Here is a 19,908-nt window from a genome sequence, read left to right on the forward strand (position 1 = left end):
TCGAATAGCAAAGAAAGGTAGAATCTTATGAATCTAAATAATTATGTTTCCATAATGGATATTGAATTTATAAATACTACAAAAAATAATTTCTTGGATCAGGAAATTTATCCCCGATTAAATCAACAAGAAAAATGTTTTATCGTAACAGCTAATCCAGAAATCTTAATGAAAGCTAGAGAGGATGCAGTATACAAGCAAACGATACAGTCTGCTGATTTTGTGATTCCAGATGGTATAGGCGTCATAATGGCTTCAAAGTATATGAACACTCCCTTGCAGGAAAGAATACCAGGAACAGAGGTCATGATGGATTTGTTAGCGTATGCAAATGAACACCGATTAAGTTGCTATTTTCTTGGTGCGAAGGATTTTGTTAATGAGAAAGTTGTTTTGGAAGTTGAGAAGCAATTTCCTAATATTGAAATTGCTGGGAATCAACATGGATATACGGATGTAGATGACCCAACCTTTGTTGAAAAAGTAGTAAAATCTAATCCAGATCTTATATTTGTTGCTTTAGGCCTTCCTCGTCAGGAACAGTGGGTCGAAAAGCATATCGATCAGTTTAATAAAGGTATATTTATGGGAGTCGGGGGCAGCTTTGATGTATTAGCTGGTGAAGTAAAGCGTGCACCTAAAGCATGGATTAAGTTAAACCTAGAATGGCTTTATCGACTAGTAAAACAACCCTTACGTTTGAAGAGAGTTTTTAAAATATTCGAGTTTATGGCTAGAGTGATTCTTAAAAGAATCTAATCATCATTTAATGGATAAGAGTAGAGTTTATAAAGTGATTAAAATAATAGGAGTGCCCTAGGATGGTAGATGTAATATACATCTACATCCATATGGGAATCAATTAGTAAATTATCTCCTCATCATGGTCATTTGCTAAATCGGAGCTTTCTCTAATATATATTGGTAAATCCAAATGATTTCTTAACTCTCTTTCTATTTTTGCTTGACTTTCTTCATTTACTTGAAAATACCATAGACCATCATTCATACGCCCACCTTTTCCATCAAGGTTAATTGTCTCAATAGAGAAATTTTTGTTCGTTCCATAAGTTAAAAAGCTTTTCAGGTCGTCAAATTTTAAGTTTGTTTTAAGGTTTCCTCCAACTGATTCAAGAACATCTCCTAATTTAAATGCAGATGATGGGGAGGCAGCTTTTTCGGCAATCCTTTTAACTATTTCCTGTTGCCTCTTTCCACGTTCAATATCATTGTCATATTTTCTAGATCTAGCTAATGCGAGTGTTTCTTCACCTGTAAGTAACTGGTATCCAGGAGATAAATGTATAGCATCTTTATTATCATTTGAATCCATTTCATTGAATTCGAATGGGACGTCATAATAAATGCCATTTAACGAATCAACTACCTCAATGAATGCGTCAAAGTTCACACTTACATAGTAGTCAATAGGTACATTAAGAAATTCCTCAACGGTTTCTATTGTAGCTTTTGCTCCACCTAAAAAATGTGCATGATTGATCTTTGTTGAATAACCAGCTTCTGGTACATATACGTAAGTATCTCTAGGAATGCTGAGCAATTTAGCAGTATTTTGCTTCTTGTTAAACGTAGCTAATAATAACGCATCGGAGCGACTAGCTTCTCCGTAAGATCTTGCTTGACCGGTATCAAGACCAATAAATAAAACGGAAACATTATGGTCAATTGGATCAACTGGTTTATCACGTAGCTCTGATTTCTCTTCTTCTCGTCCAACCTCCTCATGCGATTCTGTAATAATCTCCTCTGTTTTATTATAAAGATGAGTAAGGTAGCCAATTGTAATTGAAAGTAATAATACAATGAAGGTTCCTATTGATAGGAGTAATTTCTTTTTTCTAGATATGATATTATGTTTCTTTAGTTCGTTATTACGCACGGATTTCTTGAACATTGAGACAAGCTCCTTAATCTTTTCTTCCTTATCTATTTTATCGAAAATTTATTCAATTTTGTAGAATAATGTTTCTCTCGTGGAGACGATAGATTTTGTGCTTTCTGTGCGTAGTACGTATTTTATGGAAATATTTCCTTAGCTATTTCCTTTTTGAACAAGATTTTTTCTGATTTGACCTAGAAATAATTAATTAGGAGGGGGAAGGATCCCTCCTGAATTAGTCTTCTATGTTACATACCTTATCATAAAACATATTTAAAGCTTCATTATGGTATGCCTCGTAATCAAACCGATTATTAGGGACGTAATTACCATTTAAACATTGTGACATCCCGTTTGCTAAACCAGAAACAGAGTTCTCAACGATGAGGCCATACCCATCTTCAATAACACTTCTTGGACCTGGAATATCTGTTGAGATAGTTGGCTTTCCTAATACTAATGCTTCTAAAAGCACAATTGCCTGCCCTTCGTAATTAGAGGACAATACAAAACAATCGCATTGATCGAGTAAATTATAAGGATTGTCTAAATGGCCAGTAAAAAAGACCTTATCATGAAGGTTTTTCGTTTTCACATGTTGAATTAAGTGGTCTTTTAGTGCTCCATCACCAACAATGTATAGTTTTACATTGCTGTTGTTCGCGGATACTAGTGAAAAAGATTCAATTAATTTATGATGGTCTTTTTCTGGGCTAAGTCTTCCAATTGTAATAAAGTTATAGTCTGTTGCTTTCGGCATAGGATAGTCACTCGTGCTTTCTCGGTGTAATGCAGATTCTGGGCCTATTTCCTCACCGAATTCATATTGGAATTCGCTTCTATCTCCTTTTAAATTTAATATCTTTTTATAGTCTATTGCATTAATCACATAGTCCATTTTTTTCTCATAATCGGTTATGAAAGTTTTTAAGTTCTTCCAATTTTGCTCATGAGTAAGCTTTGACACGGATAAGACCTTATCGAATAAGGTATACAGTGAGAAAATGACTTTTAAGTTTCTGCGATGAGGGTATTTATTATTAACAACCTTATGTAATTCTTTTTCCATATCAGAGTGTAAATAAATACTCCTACGTTTGAAGTGACCAAAGGCAAAGATAGAAGCCCAAAAGGGACTGTACCCCCCAAAATCAATCCCGATGTCAAAATTCGTGTTTCCAACCATACGCTCATATTCTCTCTTATACATTTTGATAGGAGCTAGTTTCTGCATTCCTGTATAAAAAAATAAGGTATGTCGATACATATCAATTAGGGAAGCATTCCAGGTTCCTAATCTAAATATATGGTGTACATTGTTGTTAACTTTCTCCATGTTGTTCCATTTCATTTTCTTTGTATTTGTACCGTGATCAATTAAGGTAACGTCATACTTTTCATAATCAATTGAGTTTAGCAAGCTGATTAGCGATGAGGTTATTCCATTATTTAAAAAGCCTCCGCCATATATAAGGATTTTCGTTTTATTTGTTTCAACGCTAAATAAATCTTCGCTGACTTTACCATGAAAGATCGTGTCAACAAGTCTTGCTGTGGATTGTCCATTATCATGATAACAGAACGTATTTAAAAACGAATGATAAACATCGTTATACTTGTTCGTGACCCTATCTAGATCTTGGATACAGTCGATAACTTGATTCACACTCATACATAAAGGGCCAGGAAGCTCATCCATTTCCATATATGTACCGCGTTCACGTTGATAGTCTTCTGCATCATAAGCGTAAAAGAGAATAGGTTTTTTTGTTGGTAAGAACTCAAAAAATATACTAGAGTAGTCTGTTATTAGTACATCGACAACTGATAATAGTTCATTGGTGTCTATGCGATCAGGTACACATAAATGCTCCAAACCTTGCTCTTTGAAAAATTTAGTAGCATAGTAATGCGATTTTACAAGTACCAAATAATCGCTACCGATATTTTCTTGTATCTTTTTAACATCCTTTTGTATTCTTTTGCTTTGGTCTTCCTCCTTACCTAGTTTGCCACGCCATGTTGGTGCGTATAATATGATTTTTTTATTCTCTGGTACCGCTAAAATACGTTTAAGCTCTTTTTTATTTGCTTTGTACATTAAATCCACCCGGGGATAACCAGTGTCTAAAATCTTTCCACCGTAAATGCTATTAACATCATGTGATTTTAAAAGCTTTTCTGCGGTGTATTTGTTTGGGCTTACAATGAAATCAGCAAATAAAAAGTTACGCTGGATATTTTTATGGTCTGTTACCCCTCTGTTTTTAATATCCATCCCTAATGTCTTTAACGGAGTACCATGCCATGTGTTTGTGTAAATTTGATCTTTTCTCTTTTGAAAGTATGCAGGAAAGGAGGTGTCATTGATAAGGTATTTTGCTGTTGCAAGATACCTAGCATACTCCTGGCTGTGATAACTTACAAATGTTACATTTTTTAAATTCCTATATTGATTGGGGATTTTTGATAAATCAGAAATTGCCCATATATGTTGGTAATCCCGAAAAGATGGATCCTCTAGTAAATATGTAAAAATAGCAAAAGGATTGCCCGTCATACTGCGACCGTGGTACGCCTCGTAGAAAATCATATTATCAATCACTGGGGTTGTTTCCCACGCTTTTGTATAAGCTGCTCTTATACGAAAACTTTTATGTAGTAAATGCTTTCTTAAAGGATTTAATAAAAATCGTATATCATAAGGGACTGTCTTTCGAATTATTTTCCTAATACCCATTCATTCTTCCCTCCGACCAAAGATGTATAGCACATTTAATGTTTTACTAGTATGGGGAAGAATTAGAGTAAATATAACCATCCATCGTTGAATTTTGTCGATCTATTGAAGAGATTTTTTTCTTCTAATGTAAAAATTTGTAGTTTATTGCCCGGGAAATAAGGATGAAGGCGAAATATGTTTTAACTATTAAGAGCTTTTATGATAATTCTATTGTAGAGGTAACGCCTTCGTACCTGTTAAATGGTATTTTTTGAAAGTGTATTCCAGCAATTTGCCATGGTAGATTGAAGAGGTAGTACGAGTGTCAAATAACTGTACTGTTTATTGAAATTAATGAATAGACATCTTTTAATTCGTAAAATGTTAACGAATGTCGGAGGTTACAAATGAAAAAGACGAAAAAAGCATTAATATTAATTTTGATATTTTCATTTCTAGTTATAGCTGGTTGCACTTCATCTGACTACATGGGGTTGGTACAGGATTGATCGAGCTAATTACTATGTTTATGATGCTTTTGCGTATTAGTATAAGAAAAGGAACTCAACTGCTGAGTTCCTTTTTTATAAGATAGGAGAAAACATAGAGTTTAGGTATTTTTTAATGTATATGTGGAGCTGCTCGGAAAAGCATTCGAGCAATCTGTGCTCTAGTTATTGGGTTTCCAGGTGCAAAACGATTGGGCGCAACCCCTTTGATTATACCTAAGTTATACATTGTCATAATTGAATCAAAGGACCAACTTGTTTCGGAAACATCCTCAAATGGATTTGATTGCTGGGATATCTCTATTTCCATTGCGCGATCAAGCATAGCAACCATTTGTTCACGTGTTAAATTATTTTGTGGGAGGAAACGTCCTGCTGAACCCGTCATTATTCCATGTTGAGAGATAATCTTTATTTCACGAGCGTATTCATGGTTCGTAGGGATGTCCGCGAATTTTACTGCGGGATCATCTGTCTCTTCAAGACCGAATACACGAACAAAAATGAGAGCTGCATGTACTCTTGTTAAATTTTGTTCGGGAAGAAAATATCCATTTGATCCAATCATCCACCCTTTATTTTGAATAAATAATATTTCTTCTGTTGCCGGATGACGATTAATGTCTTTAAAAATTAATGGTGCTTGTGCTAAACCATATCCATACCATGGATCTCTTCCGGGAGAACCTAGGTCAAGGCTTGCATTCTGCAATTGGGTTCTTAATTGACTTATAGTAAGGTTAGGATCTCTTTGTTTTAATAAAGCTGCTATACCTGCTACAAAGGGCGAGGCAGAACTGGTACCACTCATTTTAGCATACGAATTGTTAAGGTAGGTACTTAATATATTTACTCCTGGAGCTGCTAATTCAACTTGTTCTCCAGTAGAGGAGAAACTTGCTCGTTGGTTATTTTTATCTGTTGCTCCAACCCCAATTACAGTCGGAAGTCTAGCGGGATAACTAACATTATTTTCAGTACCAGCAATGGTACCATTATTACCTGTAGCAGCAATTAGTAATATATTTTGATCGGTAGCTTTGGTAACAATGGACTCCATCAGTCTAGAACTTATTTCACTTCCTAAACTAAGGTTAATAATATCGACATTGTTTTGAATGGACCAGTCTATTCCTGCTATCACATCAGAAGTGTATCCAAGTCCATCTTGGTCGAGGACTTTCACTGCGTAGATTACTGATTCGGGTGCAATACCAACTATTCCTACATCATTATTTCTTGCTCCTATTATTCCTGCAACATGTGTTCCATGGCCATTGTCATCATAATAACTTGTTGTGTAGTCTACCATAGATACGCCTTTTGCAATAGGTAAATCCTCATGTTCAGCAATGCCAGAATCAATGACGGAGATTTTTATATTTCTTCCAGTTAGATTACTTTGCAATGCTCGAGGAGCTTGCACGGATACATTTGACCACTCTACTGTTTGTTGAGGTTTTACCTCCACTATTTTATCGTATTCTAAATAATCGACCCGTTCATCTAATCTTATTTCGGAGAGCTTATCTCTAGGGACGTAAGCAGCTACCATGTTCATTTCTTCATATAAGTGTTCAACCTGTCCACCATATACTTCCACCAAACTATCTGGATGATATCCTTTTTTGATAAGGATAATTACCCTTAGCATATTTTCCATGTCAATTAAATTATTGGTACTGTCTTGCTGTGTGTTATCTGTTGTATTTATGTTTTGATAATTTGTGTCATCATTATTACTTTCGGGGGTGTGCTGGTACACACACCCCCCTAATAGAAGGATGATTAGGATAATATAGGTGTGTCTAATCGTTATCACCACTCTTTACGTGAACCTATTGTACTTGTTGCTCTTCAAAATCATTTGACATAAGATGCATTATTTTTGCCATATGCGTCCTTGTTGAATAGGAATCGGGTCTAAATCTGCCGTCTTCAAAACCTTTGAGTACACCCTGTTGGGTAAGGGCGAGTACGGCTTCATAAGACCAATTATCCGAAGAAATATCTTTATATTGGCTTCCAGCTGATGTATTTACTGGATAGTCAAAAATATTATATAAAATGGATGCTAGTTGCTCCCTTGTTAAAGGTGCTTCTGGGTCAAAGCGTTCGGGTGCTTTCCCTTTCAAATACCCTCTTTCTCTAGCAACTTCTATATGATCTCTTGCCCAATGACCATTTAAATCGTTAAATTTGTATTCACTCGGTTTTAAGTTATCCTGACCTAATGCGCGCATCAGCACACCAGTTGCTTGTGCTCTAGTTAAATAATTCTCCGGTGCGAAGATTGTGCTGGACCTCCCGTTCATCCACATTTTTTGAGAGACGAAATCAATGTGTTCAAACGCCCAGTAATTAGTAGGCACATCCTTAAAATAAGTGCTATTTAGCCAGGATGAATAATAATCCCAAGTATCTGGAGTTTCATGAGTTAACGCCCAAGAACCAGTTCCTTTTATTCCGTACTTTTTTGGTTGTCGCAGTTTAGCTTTAATTGAATTTTCGTTTTCAAACCAAATTACATATTCGCCTGCTGTAAGGTTAGTACTCCCAACAAATGAATTTTGTCCACTAGGGATAGTAAATGTTGCATAGGAGGATTGTGTTTTCTCATCAAATCTTATTTTCCCGTTATATTTGTCTACCAATGGTTTTACATGTGTACTTGATAATCCTTTTCCGGTAATTTGCTTTCCTTCTAAAGTGGGTCCGTCTAACTTCCACATTCTTCCGTAAAAAGGCAGCCCTGCGACAATTCGGTCTTTTGGCACACCTTGATTAATGGCATATTGAATAGAGCGTTCGAAAAATGAAAGGCTTGAAACAGGTCCGATTGGGCTATCCGGTGACTCCCAGCTTTCATCGTAAGCCATGATCATGAGATAGTCAGCATAACTTCCTAATGCATTATAATCGTAGAAACCATGCCACCCTGTTTTCCAACCGTTCGGGTTAGCTGCAACTGCAACCGAGACTTCTTTATTGTTAGGTACATATTGTCGAAGTAACCGAATAAAATCGGTGTGTGCGTCGCGATAGGCGTGACCCACCCCTTCGATGTCAACGTTTACTCCATCTAACTTGTACTTTTCAATTGCATTCGCAACATCGCGAGCTAATTTATCTCTGTTAGATAAACCATTAATTCCTGCTGTCGCATCCCAGTGATTAGCTAAAAAAGGGACAACTTTAATGCCTTTATTATGCATTTGATCAATAAAAGAAGATTGGAGACGCCAAGTCACCTCCAATTGTCCATCTGTTGTTATATCAAAGTAGTTGGGTGAAACAACATGTAAGCTTCCTTTTGTTCTTTCAACTTGTGTGAGATAACTACTTGTTGTACCAAAAAATAAATAGGACATATTGAACATTCCAGATTGAGAACTAGATGTGGTACTCATGCGTAATGTTAAAGGAATTATGAACAATAATACGATAATTATCTTTATGAGTTGTTTCAAAATGCTACCTCCTTAATAGCAGTTGCCCTTTATGACTAGTTGTATCTTGCTCTAAAGGTATAGCCGTTTTCAGTAGGTGAAATATGGTAGTGAATATGATGGTAATCGAAGGAGGTTTCAGAAACATTACTTAAATCTCCATTTGGTCCGACTCCGATATCATGAAATAAGGAATCTACGTCATTAATTTCTAAATTGGGGTGAATGATATTAATTATTTGACTCCAACCAGTTAACATTTGATAAACATTTGAACCTAGAGTTCCTTCTTGGACCATTTCTAGCTGTTCAACATATCCTTGATTGTTTGCATGGATACGTAACGCCAGTTGATTTGTTAACTTACTTTCATACGTTACTCCATTTTCTGTCTCAATTTCCTGGAGACTTTCTATATACAATTCGCTAAATTGTTCATCAGAGACCGCATTCCATCTCTCTTTAAAGTTGTCAATAGGTAAGGGTGTTTCCTTACTGGTATCGTGTTCATCTGGAATATGTTCTTCCAATTCTCGTTCCGTTGAAGAGTCAGGTAGAGTCTCCTGCAAAGAGCGTTGTTCCCTCTGGGGTTGGTTTTCATCTGCATCTTCGTATGGGTCGAAATTCTCTACTTCTTCTTCACTTGTTTCACCTGGAATTTCCTTATCGTTGTCGAAGTTATTTTCATCTTCTAAATCGGTGTCCTCTAAATCCCTAGCTTGGATATCTATTTCATTTGGATCAAATGGCTCGTTTGAGAGGTTTTTGTAAGGATTTGAATTGGAATCATTTGTACGCTTTTCAGGTTGTGCACTATCCATACAAGCCACTAAGGAAAATGCAGCTAAGAAGATCACACCGAATTGATAAACTTTAGACATATTCATCACCAACTTTTGATTTTAATCCTGCTGTTACTATCATTCGATAATAGCCACCGTGTATTCAACGAAATTTTTACCAGTTGCTCCCTTTTTACTACAATCGAAAAAATACCGTTTAAAGTGTCGGAAAGTATTTATAAATTTTTTTAGAGATTTTGCCACCTTTTGCATTCTTTCATCGATTGTATAAGTGAAAGGAGGTGGTTGTGATGGCAGTAGCAGATAAAAAGAATTCTCAGTTGCGATTAGTGTTTTACGACGGTGATGATGTCCTAACAGGAGATCCAATTTATAAAAATAAAAGCTTTAATAATGTCAAAACGGATGCAACAGCAGATCAGTTGTACGCAGTTGCAACAGTTTTATCGGATTTACAGGAGCGCGCTTTATTTAATATTGAACGAAAAGACAGCTCTGATATCCGTGAAGGTTAATTTTAGGATAGGAAATTAAGAAGAAGGGAGGTAATAGTATGAAGAAGCTTGAACTAAAGTTCGAAAATGAAGATGGTAAAATTGTAACGTATTCATTGGATAAGCCAATTGAGCCAGTGGATTCAGATCAAGTGAACGCAGCTATGGACGAAATTATTTTACAAAACCCATTTACTTCAAGTGGTGGTGATCTTGTTACGAAAAAAAGCGCTCGAGTTGTAGAACGTATTGTCCAAGAGATAGAGCTTGGTGAATAAATGGTTTACAAAAAGAAAGGCCAGCAGCAATGCTGGTCTATTTAAATTAAAGGCTATTAAGATTATGATGATCAAACAGTAGCATATGCTACCATTTTATTGACGATGAGGGGAGGGTCTAGATTATGGAAACTTGGGTGGCTTTCGTTACTGAAGTTGGATTTCCTATCGCGGTTACATTTTATTTATTGCACCGTATTGAAGGAAAGCTTAACGACCTAATCGAATCGATCCATGGATTGCCAGATAGGATGAAATAAAGGAGGAGTAATCAGAAATGGGGAATGAGCGCTCGGAATGATGAAGGGAGCGATCGAAAGTGAGGTGAGAGCGCTCCTAGATCTGAGGAAGGGATCCAAATTAAAGGGAGGAAGCTCCAACCTCGAAGCGAAACGCTCCAACCCCCCGCTCCGCTATTCCCTTTCCTCCAATACCTCCTCCAATCGATCGGGATAATCTGTAAACATACCAGTTACTCCCCAGTCCAAAAGTCGCACCATATCTTCCGTATCATTAACGGTAAAAGGATGAAGCAATAACCCTGCATTGCGTACTTTTTTTACATAGTCCTTCGTTAATGTTGTATGGTTCACCCCTAGTCCAACAGCATAGCGCTTTAATTCTTTTAGCTCTTTATTCGAAATTTGTGCTTTACCGGAATAATGGATTAACTGTACAAGCGGAATAGAAGGATCCAACTGATGTACTTCCAGTAAACTTTCCGCGCTAAACGATTGAATAATCACTTTTCCCTCTTCAACGCCTTCGCCAGTTAAATGATATTCTTGCAAAGTGGCTACTAATTCTTCGACCATATTCGGATACTGTTCTGGTGTTTTGGTTTCGATGTAATAATTTGCTTCCGTACCAAACTCCTGAAAAATTTCTTCTAATGTAGGAATTTCTATGCTTCTGAAAGCTGGTTCTGCTAGGTCTGGATATTGTTCATTAAACCATGACCCAGCATCTAGAACTTTAACTTCTTCTAACAACATATTCTTTACAGTTCCCTCGTGATCCGTTGTACGAGATACATCCCCGTCGTGCATAGCGACTAATATATTATCTTTGGTCATTTGTAAGTCAATTTCAATATAATCGGCAGCTAATTCCTCGCCAATTTGATAGGAAAGAAGTGTGTGTTCGGGTGCATAAGCAGACGCACCGCGATGGGCAATATTAAGTATGCGATTCGGAGAAAGTAGGGATGTTGTTTTGCTTGAATTGTTACTCTCTCGTTGTTCATCATGCTCCGTCGTTTGATGGAAAACCTCAGCCTCTTTCGGCTGGCATCCAAGTAACATCATCAATACCCCAACAATACAAACGAACTTTTTCATCTAAATCAACCCCAAAACAGTCCGAGAAATATTCATGGAATGGTGATATACCTGTAAAAGCTGGTTGGTCATATCTAAATATACTGCGCTGATATTAGGGTTATATTCATTATTGTCAATTAGACTATTAAAGTGCTCGAACTTAATGTCGTTTTCAAACTGATAGATCACCGATTGTGACTGGATGTTTTTTCGTGCGATTTGATGGTCCTCATGCTGAAATGCTTTCAGGGAGTTGGTATAGGTTTGTTCGATATGTGCTAACAAACGCTGTAAAACCTGCCTATCTTTTTCACTCAGCATAATATTCTTAGCCTCGACTTTTTCAGAAATACTTATAAATCGCATCACGGTATCCCCAATATTTTCAATTTCATTTAAGATGTTTAATAGCTTTACTTCTTGGTTAGATTGGGCACCGGATAAGTCTCGTTGTCCGAGCTTTAATAAATATTGCTGGATTTTGATATAGGAGTCGTCAATGATCGCTTCAACTTGCTTTAGTGCATTTCCCTCATGCCTTCCTTCCATGAAAGGGGAGAGACGGCGAATCATATCCTCGTATACAATCTTAGCGAGTTCCGCGATTTGTTGTTTACTACTAATAAGTGCTTCTTCAGGGACTTCAAGCATTTTTTCGTCTAACTTCACCTTAAAAGTTGGTTCCTCCACCTTTCGTGGGAAAATCAAATCGAAACCACGTGCAACAATTCCTAATATCGGTAGAAAAAGCAAGGCAATGGTGAAATTAAATAACGTGTGGAAGTTGGCAATTTTACGCTCTGCATCACCTGGAAGGATATCCATTGGATTCCAGATGAAAAAGATAAACAGAAAAGCCAAAATGACCCCAGTACATTTGAAGAAAAAGGTAAAAAAGGCGAGTTTCCTACCTTCTAAGCTGGAAGTTAGACTTGAGATAATGACTGGTAATGTTGAACCAACGTTTGCGCCGAGTATTAGCGGAATAACGGCATGGACTGAAAGGGCGCCGGTACCGACCAAGGCAATTCCGATAATGATTACGGCAGCACTTGAGTGAAATAGTGCGGTTAAGAGCATGGTCGCAATGGCGAAAAGGATTGGCATGTCAGATAGGTAGATCAAGGTGTGTAAAACTGCTTCGTATTCACTCAATGGATGGATCGATGTCGTAATTAAATGGATCCCGTAAAAAATAAAACCAATGCTTAATGCTAGAAGGCCAATGATACGTATGCGATTCTTCTTTACGAATACCGTACATATCGCTCCGATAAAAATAAATAAAGAAGAGAAGACCGAAACATTGAAGGTTAGGATTTGTACGGTTAAGGTTGTACCTATTGCTGAACCCAATATGACCCCAAATGCTTGTGACATGGTGATGGCGGAGCTACTGACGAGACCAACTGTAAGAATGGAAGTAACCGTACTGCTTTGCAACAAGAAGGTAGTAGCAACTCCGCTCATTACGCCTTTTATTCTAGTATTGGTAAGTTCAACGAGATAGCTTCGTAGCTTAGAGGCAGCAATTCTTTGGAGACCATTGCTGAGTAAATGGGTACCATATAAGAATATTCCTAATCCACCAAAAAAACCTAGTAAACTTTGTGCTAGTAAGTCCATTGGTATGTTCCTTTCTCACAAGGTAAAAATATACGACTTCGTTGTGAATCGAATAGAACGAGTCGTTGTCCTGTTGTACATCACTAAACAAGGGAGTTCGTTTCTTTAGCCCAGCTTCCATACGATCTTTTGATACGTTCGTGCAATATTGACGAGATGATCGCCGATTCGCTCTAAAAATCTACTAATGATGATCATTTTTAATTTGCTTTCGGAAATTTTTTTGTGATTTTTGATGAGATCTGCGACATTTTGATACGTATCCTTGTTCAACTTGTTAACATGTTCATCATGCTGCACGACTTTATCTAGGGACACAATATCATCATTGTTCATACCATGAATTAACCACGTAATCATTTTCTGTTCGTATTGGAAAAATTTACGAATCATCGGCTTTAATTCCTTGGCATCCGTGTCATCACTAATTGTGATGATGTTGGTCAATTGATCGCCAATCCGCTCGAGATCTCTGATAATACGATTCATTGCGAGTAACCATTTGATGTCATGTACATCCAATTGCTGCAAGGAGATAATTTCAGAAATGTATTTTTCAATTTTTCGTTCATTATGATCCACATAATTCTCTGCCTCGAGGATATGATTACGGTTTTCATCAGAAGGGTTATTCAAATAAGCAATATAGTAATCTGTCATTTCGTCCAGATTATCTAAAATACTTAATGTGAGGTTTTTAATTTCATAACGTTTTTCTTGAAAATAATTTTGACGTGTTAGCATTTAAACACCTCCAATCTATTTAGCTATTAGGAAAAGCCTTGCACGGGCAAGGCTTCGCTTTAAAGTACTATTGTATTGTTCTTCATCTGAAAATATGACTAATTGGATACTTCTTCGGCATGTTCCATCTCTGTGTAAATATCAATCTTCTTTCCATCCGAAACAAGTAGGACATTGCCATGAAATTGAGATACATATACTTCGCTAAACTCCAAATAGTCGTCATAGGTTGGTTTGCTGTAGAGTAGGTTAATTGGGATAACGGAAATTTCTGGATTGACCGCATCAATGAATTTCTCTGATGACGAAGTGTGTTGACCATGATGTGGGGCAACTAGGACGTCTGCAGCTAAATCGTCCCCAAAGGTATCGACAAGCTGACTTTCTACGCCTTTATATATATCGCCGGGAAAAAGGAATGATCGATCTTTGTAGGTGAGCTTTAGGACAAGGGACAAATCATTTACTACCCCAGCGGAAAAATCATCGAAAATATCAAGGTAATTTTCAATTGTATTCTGGTCAGGACTTAACACTTCTAACGTAAGATCCTTTTCAATTTCGATGACATCGCCTTTTTCAGGATAGGTAACATCAATGTTGTTATTAGAAATTAACTCCTGATATTGCAAATATACATCGGAATCATAAGGGAAATCTGTTTCAAGGACCTGCCCGATTTCTTTTGTTTCCAATAGAGTTAGGTAGCCTCCTATATGATCTTGGTGTGGGTGGGATGCAATCGCGTAATCTATTGTTTCTACGTCAAGGTCATTTAAGTACTCATCGACCAATGGACCAACCGCTGGAATGCCAGCATCAATGAGAAGCGTTTTTCCTTTTGGTGTTATAATTAGGGAGGATATACCAGTCTTCTCCGTGCCATCTGGTGGATCTAAATGGAAAAAGCGAACTTCTAAATCTCCTGATTCTTCATCACTGGCAAAAACGGCTTCCGCATCCACTTCTCGCGTTCCGCTGTCTGATTGTTCCGTGCAGCCTAGTAGCAATATAAGCAGCACCCCGATAAGGATACTTTTTCGTACATACATTACATCACTCCTCCATCGTTAAGTTCGTCATGGAGTAAAGATCTTCGGGTTATTGGAAAAAACACCATCGACACCAAGTTCAACAAGTTGATGGTATTGCGCCATTTTGTTTACGGTAAATGGATAAACCTGATAGCCTAGCTTTTGACATTCATCGATCAACTGCTTGTCTGTCCACCCGGCATGCGGATGAATGCTCGTAATTTCTAAACCAGTTTGGCGTGCGTAGTCCCAAGGTTTTAGAATACGGTAATAAAATAGTAGCCCTAGTGGAATACCAGGCTCAAGCCGTTGCATCTTCTCGAGTGCTACATGGTCGAAGGAAGAAATAATGAGATTATCGAGTCGCTGGTGATTTTTTAAACAGCTCCATAAAGTTTCTTCAATCCCCTCATAAATGACGGGAATGTTTTTAATTTCTATATTTAATACGATTTCCTTTGGTATAACTTCCAAGATTTCATCCAATGTAGCTAACGTGGTTCCAGCGAATTCATCGGAAAAGGAAGAGCCAACATCGATCTCCTTGATTTCAGCTAATGTATAGTCTTTTACAAGTCCTTTCGCATTCTTGTTGAAACGGGTTAATTTATGATCATGGATCACGACTAATTGCTGATCCTTCGTTAGCTGGACATCTAATTCAATAGCTTTCGCTCCATGTTCAAGTGCTTTTTTCATTGCAGGTAGTGTGTTTTCAGGGCCCTCCGTTAACGAACCCCGGTGTGCAAAATTTAGTACCAAATTAATTACCTCACTTTGTTTTATATGTAAGTGGCGAGGAGGGATATCCCCCTCGCACGAAACTTAATCTAATGAATCTGTTATTTTCTGTGCAGCATCATCAAGTGCTTCTTGTGGATCACGGCCTTCGTACATTTCACCAAGTGCCGTTTCAATGATTTTTCGAGCTTCTGGTAGAACTTCCGTTAGGGCGCCTTGTGTTGCAGGACTAACGGTCGTGTTTTCCAATTGTTCGACAGCTGTTTTATATACAGGGTACTCTTCATACACGTCTTTTAATACATCTTCCTCGTATGCAGCTGGTGTAATCGGGAAGTAACCCGTTGCTGCAGCCCATTCCGCCTGTACATCAGCATTGGTCATGAACTTAACAAATTCCCATGCTGCCTCTTGATCTTCCTCAGGCACTTGGTTGGTAATCCATAGGGAAGCACCACCAACCACAACGCCTTGTGGTTCCATTCCATCAGCTGAAGGTAAAAATGCTGTTCCAACCTCGAATGCAGAGTTTTCCAGAACTTGTGCTGTGTTTGCGGTGGAGTCTAAATACATTCCAACCTGCCCAGCAAAGAACGGTCCACGTGGGTCATCCCAGTTGCTACCGTAGTTGCGGAATGTTTCCGCTTGATTCATTTCATTTAACCAATTGAAGATATTTAATCCTTCTTCGGAATTAACCAAGGCTTCGGTTGCATCGCCACTACGACCATTATCATTATCAAGGTATAGTGCGCCTTGGTTCGCCATTAATTGCTCAAAGAACCAACCGATTGTTGCCATTGTGAATCCATACGTGTCATCGTCGGATAGCGCCTCGGCAGCCTCAATCATTTCGCTAAAAGTGCTTGGCGGATTGTCAGGATCTAAGCCAGCATCACGGAACATGTCTTTATTATAAAACATAACCGCATTGGATGTGTTAAACGGCATGGAGTACAGGTCTCCATCTAGCTGATAGTAAGATAGGATATTCTCCTCTAAGTTTGACACATCAAAGTTGTCACTGTCGATGAATTCCTGCATTGGTGTAATAAATCCACTTTCACTCATGTACTTGGTACCGATTTCAAAAACTTGAACGATTGCCGGAGCTTCATCGGATCCACCAACTGCCCGTAGTTTGTTAAGGGAGTCATCGTAGCTCCCTTGGTAGATCGCTTCAACGGAAACGGAATCGGATTGCTCATTAAATTTGTTTACGATGTCTTCTAATGCCTCACCATTAATTCCACTCATGGCATGCCAAAAGGTAATCTCGGTTTTCCCATCGGCATTTTCTCCATTACCTGAATCTGTGTCTTCCTCATCATTGTTGCTACATGCTACCAGAGCAAGCATGAGCACCACCATCATGAGAAAACTGCCAACAAACTTTTTCATCCTTTCATTTCCCCTTTCGAATTTTAGCCTTTTAATGCTCCTGATGTTAATCCTTCTCTAATATACTTTAACCCTATGAATAGTAGGATTAGAGTCGGTAATAGAATCGTCACCACGCCCGCCATAACTGCGTTCCAGGAAGAGGAACTTTCATTGGCTATAAGCATTTTTAACCCAATTTGCACGGTACGAACGGTATCGTCATTTGTTACAAGAAGCGGCCATAGGTATTGGTTCCACGTCGTTAAAAATCCATAGATTCCTAGCGCACTTAGCGAAGACTTGGATAAAGGCAAAGCGAATTTTAAATAGAATCGAAATCTGGAACAACCATCCATTTGTGCGGATTCCCACAGTTCTTTTGGAATGGTTAGAAAGTGTTGTCGTAATAGGAATATTCCAAATGGTAATGCGAAAAATGGGAAGGTTAACCCGGCGTATGTATTGATCCACCCCAAATTAAGGACTGTTAGGAAGTTCGGAATCATTGCTGCCTCCCACGGGATTAGCATGGTTGCTAAAAATAGGAAAAAGATGAGCTCCCGACCTTTAAATGGGATAAAGACAAATGCATAAGCGGATAAGCTACATACGATTAGCTGTCCAATCATAACAATGAACGACACCCAAAAACTCACGGTTAAATAATGAACGAGTGGAACCCGTTCAAAGACATCTTTGTATGCGTCAAAATTAATCGATGACGGCAATAGCTTTCCTGCATAAATTTCCTGCGGGGACATGAAGCTTGCCGAAATTGCATACAAAATCGGAAAGAAAAGAACCAGTGATGATACGAGTAATAGAGCATAAATGATAATTTTTTTGATCATTGGTAATGCACCTTCTTTTCTCCGACACGGAATTGAATGATGGTCACAATTAAAATGATGATAAATAACAGAATCGCCTGTGCACTAGCAAACCCAAAGTTTCCATAAGAGAATGCTTCTAAGTAAATGGAGTATACGATAATATTCGTTGCTCCAGCAGGACCTCCACCTGTTAAAATGTCAATCTGGCCAAAAGTCTGGAATGCACCAATCACTCCAATGATGATGACAAAAAATAGAACAGGAGATAGCATCGGAAGTGTTATTTTAAACAGCTTCTGAAAGTACCCGGCACCATCAATTTCTGCACTCTCGTACAACTCACGTGAAATGTTTTGCAACCCACCGAGAAGAATTATGAAATTAATCCCAATATGCATCCAAACAGTGGTTATCGCTACAGAGACGAGTGCCCACTTTGAATCGGTCAGCCATTCCACACCATCAATACCAACTGTCCCAAGAATACTATTGAGTACGCCTAGTGATGGGTGGAATAAAAATAGAAAGATTGTCGCACCAGCAGCAACCGATACACCTAAGGTTGATGAAAAGATTGTCCGGAAAAAGCCAATCCCTTTTAATTTTTCACTGGCAATCACTGCGAGAAAGAGCGAGATCAGAATCTCCGCCGGTACCGTATAGAGAACAAATAGGAAGGTTCCCACCATACTTTTACGAAACTCACTTGACTGGAACAACTCCGCATAATGTCCCCAACCAACCCAATCTCCAACCTGACCACCACCACTCACTTCAAAAAAGCTAAAGTAAAGCGTCTTAAACATTGGATAGAAAAGGAAAACACCAAGTAACAGCAAAGCAGGTGAAAGGTACAACATCCCAATACCAAATAACTTTTTCCCATTATGATAACCTAGCTTCGCACTTGTATTTGCCACAACGTAATCACCCCTTTGGTAAAAGTTTATCGATGTTGTCCAGTAGATAGAACTAGCAATTTGAAAATTTACAGAAGGTTAATGTTTTGTGGGAAGCGAGGGGACGGTTCTGGTGCTTCCTTTTTGGGATGAAACAATGCATCCTAAGTAATGGGAAGAAAGAACAGGGTATCAACTATCCTATCACCCAAGCTGAAAATCAAAAATTCCTTTTGCAGAACTGGTTCTACAATCATAATATTAACGATATTCCCACCTATTATTTCATCGCCTTTAGTGATCCAAGTACTATAATTGAGGTCAAAGGTGATCAACAATCCATTGCTGACGTTGTAGCGCATGGCGAACAAATCCCCCAAATGATTATAAATAAAGATAGTGAGCTCCCTAATAGATTTCAAGATTATAAACTAGGTAAAGTAATTTTGAAAGAGTGTGGTGAGTTTGATTTTGATATACTTGGTAATTTTCAAGTTACAGCTAAAGACGTTATGCCGGGGGGCAATGTCAAAAATGTGGGAGGTTTGGAATGAAGCGAATTAGATGTAGTTGGCAATGTCCGAAGTGTAATCATAGGTCGAACGCCGCACATAGGCCAGCAATTGGAGATTGTTTTTTAATATTTAGCAGTTCAATTACTAGTAAGTTGGGGAAGTGGTTTTTATGTGTGCAATCACGTTATGTCGTGAAACGGATCTTTCAAAAAGAAAATCTAGTTTATGATTCCAAGAAGATGGGAAGCGAGGGGACGGTTCTGATGTTTCCCTTTAAGAGAAATCTCCCAAATGAGTACATGAATGATTAGTTTGATCAGAGTATTGGTTGTTTGTAGATTAGAGCATCAATTGATTGAAGGGTAAAAGGTATAGGTTGGATAACTAGAGAAATGGCTATTTTGACAAGTAAGAGGGGTTGTTCCCCCACTCCAATTATATAAGATTAATTAATTACAAACTACTGTGGTCAGATCCCCACTACATTTAGTGCGAAAGTGAATGATAATCACTTAGAAAAGTGGGATAAGTATAATTGAAAGCTCCCAGTAGTTATTGATTTTATAAGGAATATGAATAAGTCGTTCTCCATCGCTGGTATCTGATAGACAAGACATGGTAATCGAAAATCTGGTTGAGCTTGCAAGAGTGCAGAG

General features: G+C 38.0%; 18 protein-coding genes. 5 read left to right on the top strand and 13 right to left on the bottom strand.

All coding sequences use genetic code 11. The annotated features are described in order from the left end of the window. The first annotated feature begins 27 nt into the window (after positions 1 to 27). A complete protein-coding gene (locus BMX40_RS04600) occupies positions 28 to 759 on the top strand; it encodes a WecB/TagA/CpsF family glycosyltransferase (protein ID WP_090867319.1) in 732 nt (243 codons plus the stop codon). 103 nt (positions 760 to 862) lie between these two features. Here the strand turns inward: BMX40_RS04600 and BMX40_RS04605 are convergent, their stop codons facing one another. The 5 genes from BMX40_RS04605 to BMX40_RS04625 form a co-directional block, all read right to left on the bottom strand. Next, complete coding sequence (locus BMX40_RS04605; RefSeq protein WP_090867321.1) at positions 863 to 1,915, bottom strand: LCP family protein; 1,053 nt, start codon at positions 1,913 to 1,915, stop codon at positions 863 to 865. A 220-nt stretch (positions 1,916 to 2,135) separates the two neighbouring features. Further along, positions 2,136 to 4,640 carry a glycosyltransferase gene (locus tag BMX40_RS04610; protein ID WP_090867322.1) on the bottom strand — a complete coding sequence of 835 codons (2,505 nt, stop codon included), beginning with the start codon at positions 4,638 to 4,640 and terminating at the stop codon, positions 2,136 to 2,138. 603 nt (positions 4,641 to 5,243) lie between these two features. Further along, positions 5,244 to 6,896: a S8 family peptidase gene (locus BMX40_RS04615; protein WP_090867324.1), complete on the bottom strand. Its 1,653-nt coding sequence runs from the start codon at positions 6,894 to 6,896 to the stop codon at positions 5,244 to 5,246. 73 nt (positions 6,897 to 6,969) lie between these two features. Continuing rightward, positions 6,970 to 8,601: a glycosyl hydrolase family 18 protein gene (locus tag BMX40_RS04620; RefSeq protein ID WP_090867326.1), complete on the bottom strand. Its 1,632-nt coding sequence runs from the start codon at positions 8,599 to 8,601 to the stop codon at positions 6,970 to 6,972. Between the two features lie 35 nt (positions 8,602 to 8,636). Then, complete coding sequence (locus BMX40_RS04625; RefSeq protein WP_090867328.1) at positions 8,637 to 9,461, bottom strand: hypothetical protein; 825 nt, start codon at positions 9,459 to 9,461, stop codon at positions 8,637 to 8,639. Positions 9,462 to 9,673: 212 nt separating this feature from the next. Here BMX40_RS04625 and BMX40_RS04630 point away from each other — a divergent pair, with 212 nt between their 5' ends. The 3 genes from BMX40_RS04630 to BMX40_RS04640 all read left to right on the top strand — a co-directional run bounded on the left by BMX40_RS04630 (position 9,674) and on the right by BMX40_RS04640 (position 10,415). After that, positions 9,674 to 9,898, top strand: a complete 225-nt coding sequence (locus BMX40_RS04630) for a DUF1659 domain-containing protein (protein ID WP_090867330.1) — start codon at positions 9,674 to 9,676, stop codon at positions 9,896 to 9,898. A 38-nt stretch (positions 9,899 to 9,936) separates the two neighbouring features. Continuing rightward, positions 9,937 to 10,155: a DUF2922 domain-containing protein gene (locus tag BMX40_RS04635; protein ID WP_090867332.1), complete on the top strand. Its 219-nt coding sequence runs from the start codon at positions 9,937 to 9,939 to the stop codon at positions 10,153 to 10,155. Positions 10,156 to 10,280: 125 nt separating this feature from the next. Next, positions 10,281 to 10,415, top strand: a complete 135-nt coding sequence (locus tag BMX40_RS04640; protein ID WP_090867334.1) for a YvrJ family protein — start codon at positions 10,281 to 10,283, stop codon at positions 10,413 to 10,415. A 153-nt stretch (positions 10,416 to 10,568) separates the two neighbouring features. On the opposite strand, the gene BMX40_RS04645 is transcribed toward BMX40_RS04640, so the two are convergent. The 8 genes from BMX40_RS04645 to BMX40_RS04680 form a co-directional block, all read right to left on the bottom strand. Further along, positions 10,569 to 11,462, bottom strand: coding sequence for a glycerophosphodiester phosphodiesterase (locus BMX40_RS04645; RefSeq protein ID WP_425287842.1), 894 nt, complete (start codon positions 11,460 to 11,462; stop codon positions 10,569 to 10,571). Between the two features lie 33 nt (positions 11,463 to 11,495). Continuing rightward, complete coding sequence (locus tag BMX40_RS04650) at positions 11,496 to 13,103, bottom strand: Na/Pi cotransporter family protein (protein WP_090867336.1); 1,608 nt, start codon at positions 13,101 to 13,103, stop codon at positions 11,496 to 11,498. Positions 13,104 to 13,208: 105 nt separating this feature from the next. Continuing rightward, positions 13,209 to 13,847, bottom strand: coding sequence for a phosphate signaling complex PhoU family protein (locus tag BMX40_RS04655; protein ID WP_090867338.1), 639 nt, complete (start codon positions 13,845 to 13,847; stop codon positions 13,209 to 13,211). A 98-nt stretch (positions 13,848 to 13,945) separates the two neighbouring features. After that, positions 13,946 to 14,899, bottom strand: coding sequence for a ComEC/Rec2 family competence protein (locus BMX40_RS04660; RefSeq protein WP_090867341.1), 954 nt, complete (start codon positions 14,897 to 14,899; stop codon positions 13,946 to 13,948). A gap of 27 nt (positions 14,900 to 14,926) precedes the next feature. Beyond that, complete coding sequence (locus tag BMX40_RS04665; protein WP_090867343.1) at positions 14,927 to 15,643, bottom strand: glycerophosphodiester phosphodiesterase; 717 nt, start codon at positions 15,641 to 15,643, stop codon at positions 14,927 to 14,929. A gap of 63 nt (positions 15,644 to 15,706) precedes the next feature. Further along, positions 15,707 to 17,023: an ABC transporter substrate-binding protein gene (locus tag BMX40_RS04670; RefSeq protein ID WP_090867345.1), complete on the bottom strand. Its 1,317-nt coding sequence runs from the start codon at positions 17,021 to 17,023 to the stop codon at positions 15,707 to 15,709. 23 nt (positions 17,024 to 17,046) lie between these two features. Then, positions 17,047 to 17,856, bottom strand: coding sequence for a carbohydrate ABC transporter permease (locus BMX40_RS04675; protein ID WP_090867347.1), 810 nt, complete (start codon positions 17,854 to 17,856; stop codon positions 17,047 to 17,049). Next, entirely contained in the window at positions 17,853 to 18,698 is an 846-nt protein-coding gene (locus tag BMX40_RS04680; protein ID WP_090867704.1) for a carbohydrate ABC transporter permease, read from the bottom strand. The genes BMX40_RS04675 and BMX40_RS04680 overlap by 4 nt, the downstream gene beginning before the upstream one ends. A gap of 188 nt (positions 18,699 to 18,886) precedes the next feature. Between BMX40_RS04680 and BMX40_RS04685 the strand changes: the two genes are divergently transcribed. Then, positions 18,887 to 19,291 carry a hypothetical protein gene (locus BMX40_RS04685; protein ID WP_170840663.1) on the top strand — a complete coding sequence of 135 codons (405 nt, stop codon included), beginning with the start codon at positions 18,887 to 18,889 and terminating at the stop codon, positions 19,289 to 19,291. The last annotated feature ends 617 nt before the right edge of the window (positions 19,292 to 19,908 follow it).

It is taken from the genome of Oceanobacillus limi (assembly GCF_900111445.1).
Lineage (GTDB): Bacteria > Bacillota > Bacilli > Bacillales > Amphibacillaceae > Ornithinibacillus > Ornithinibacillus limi.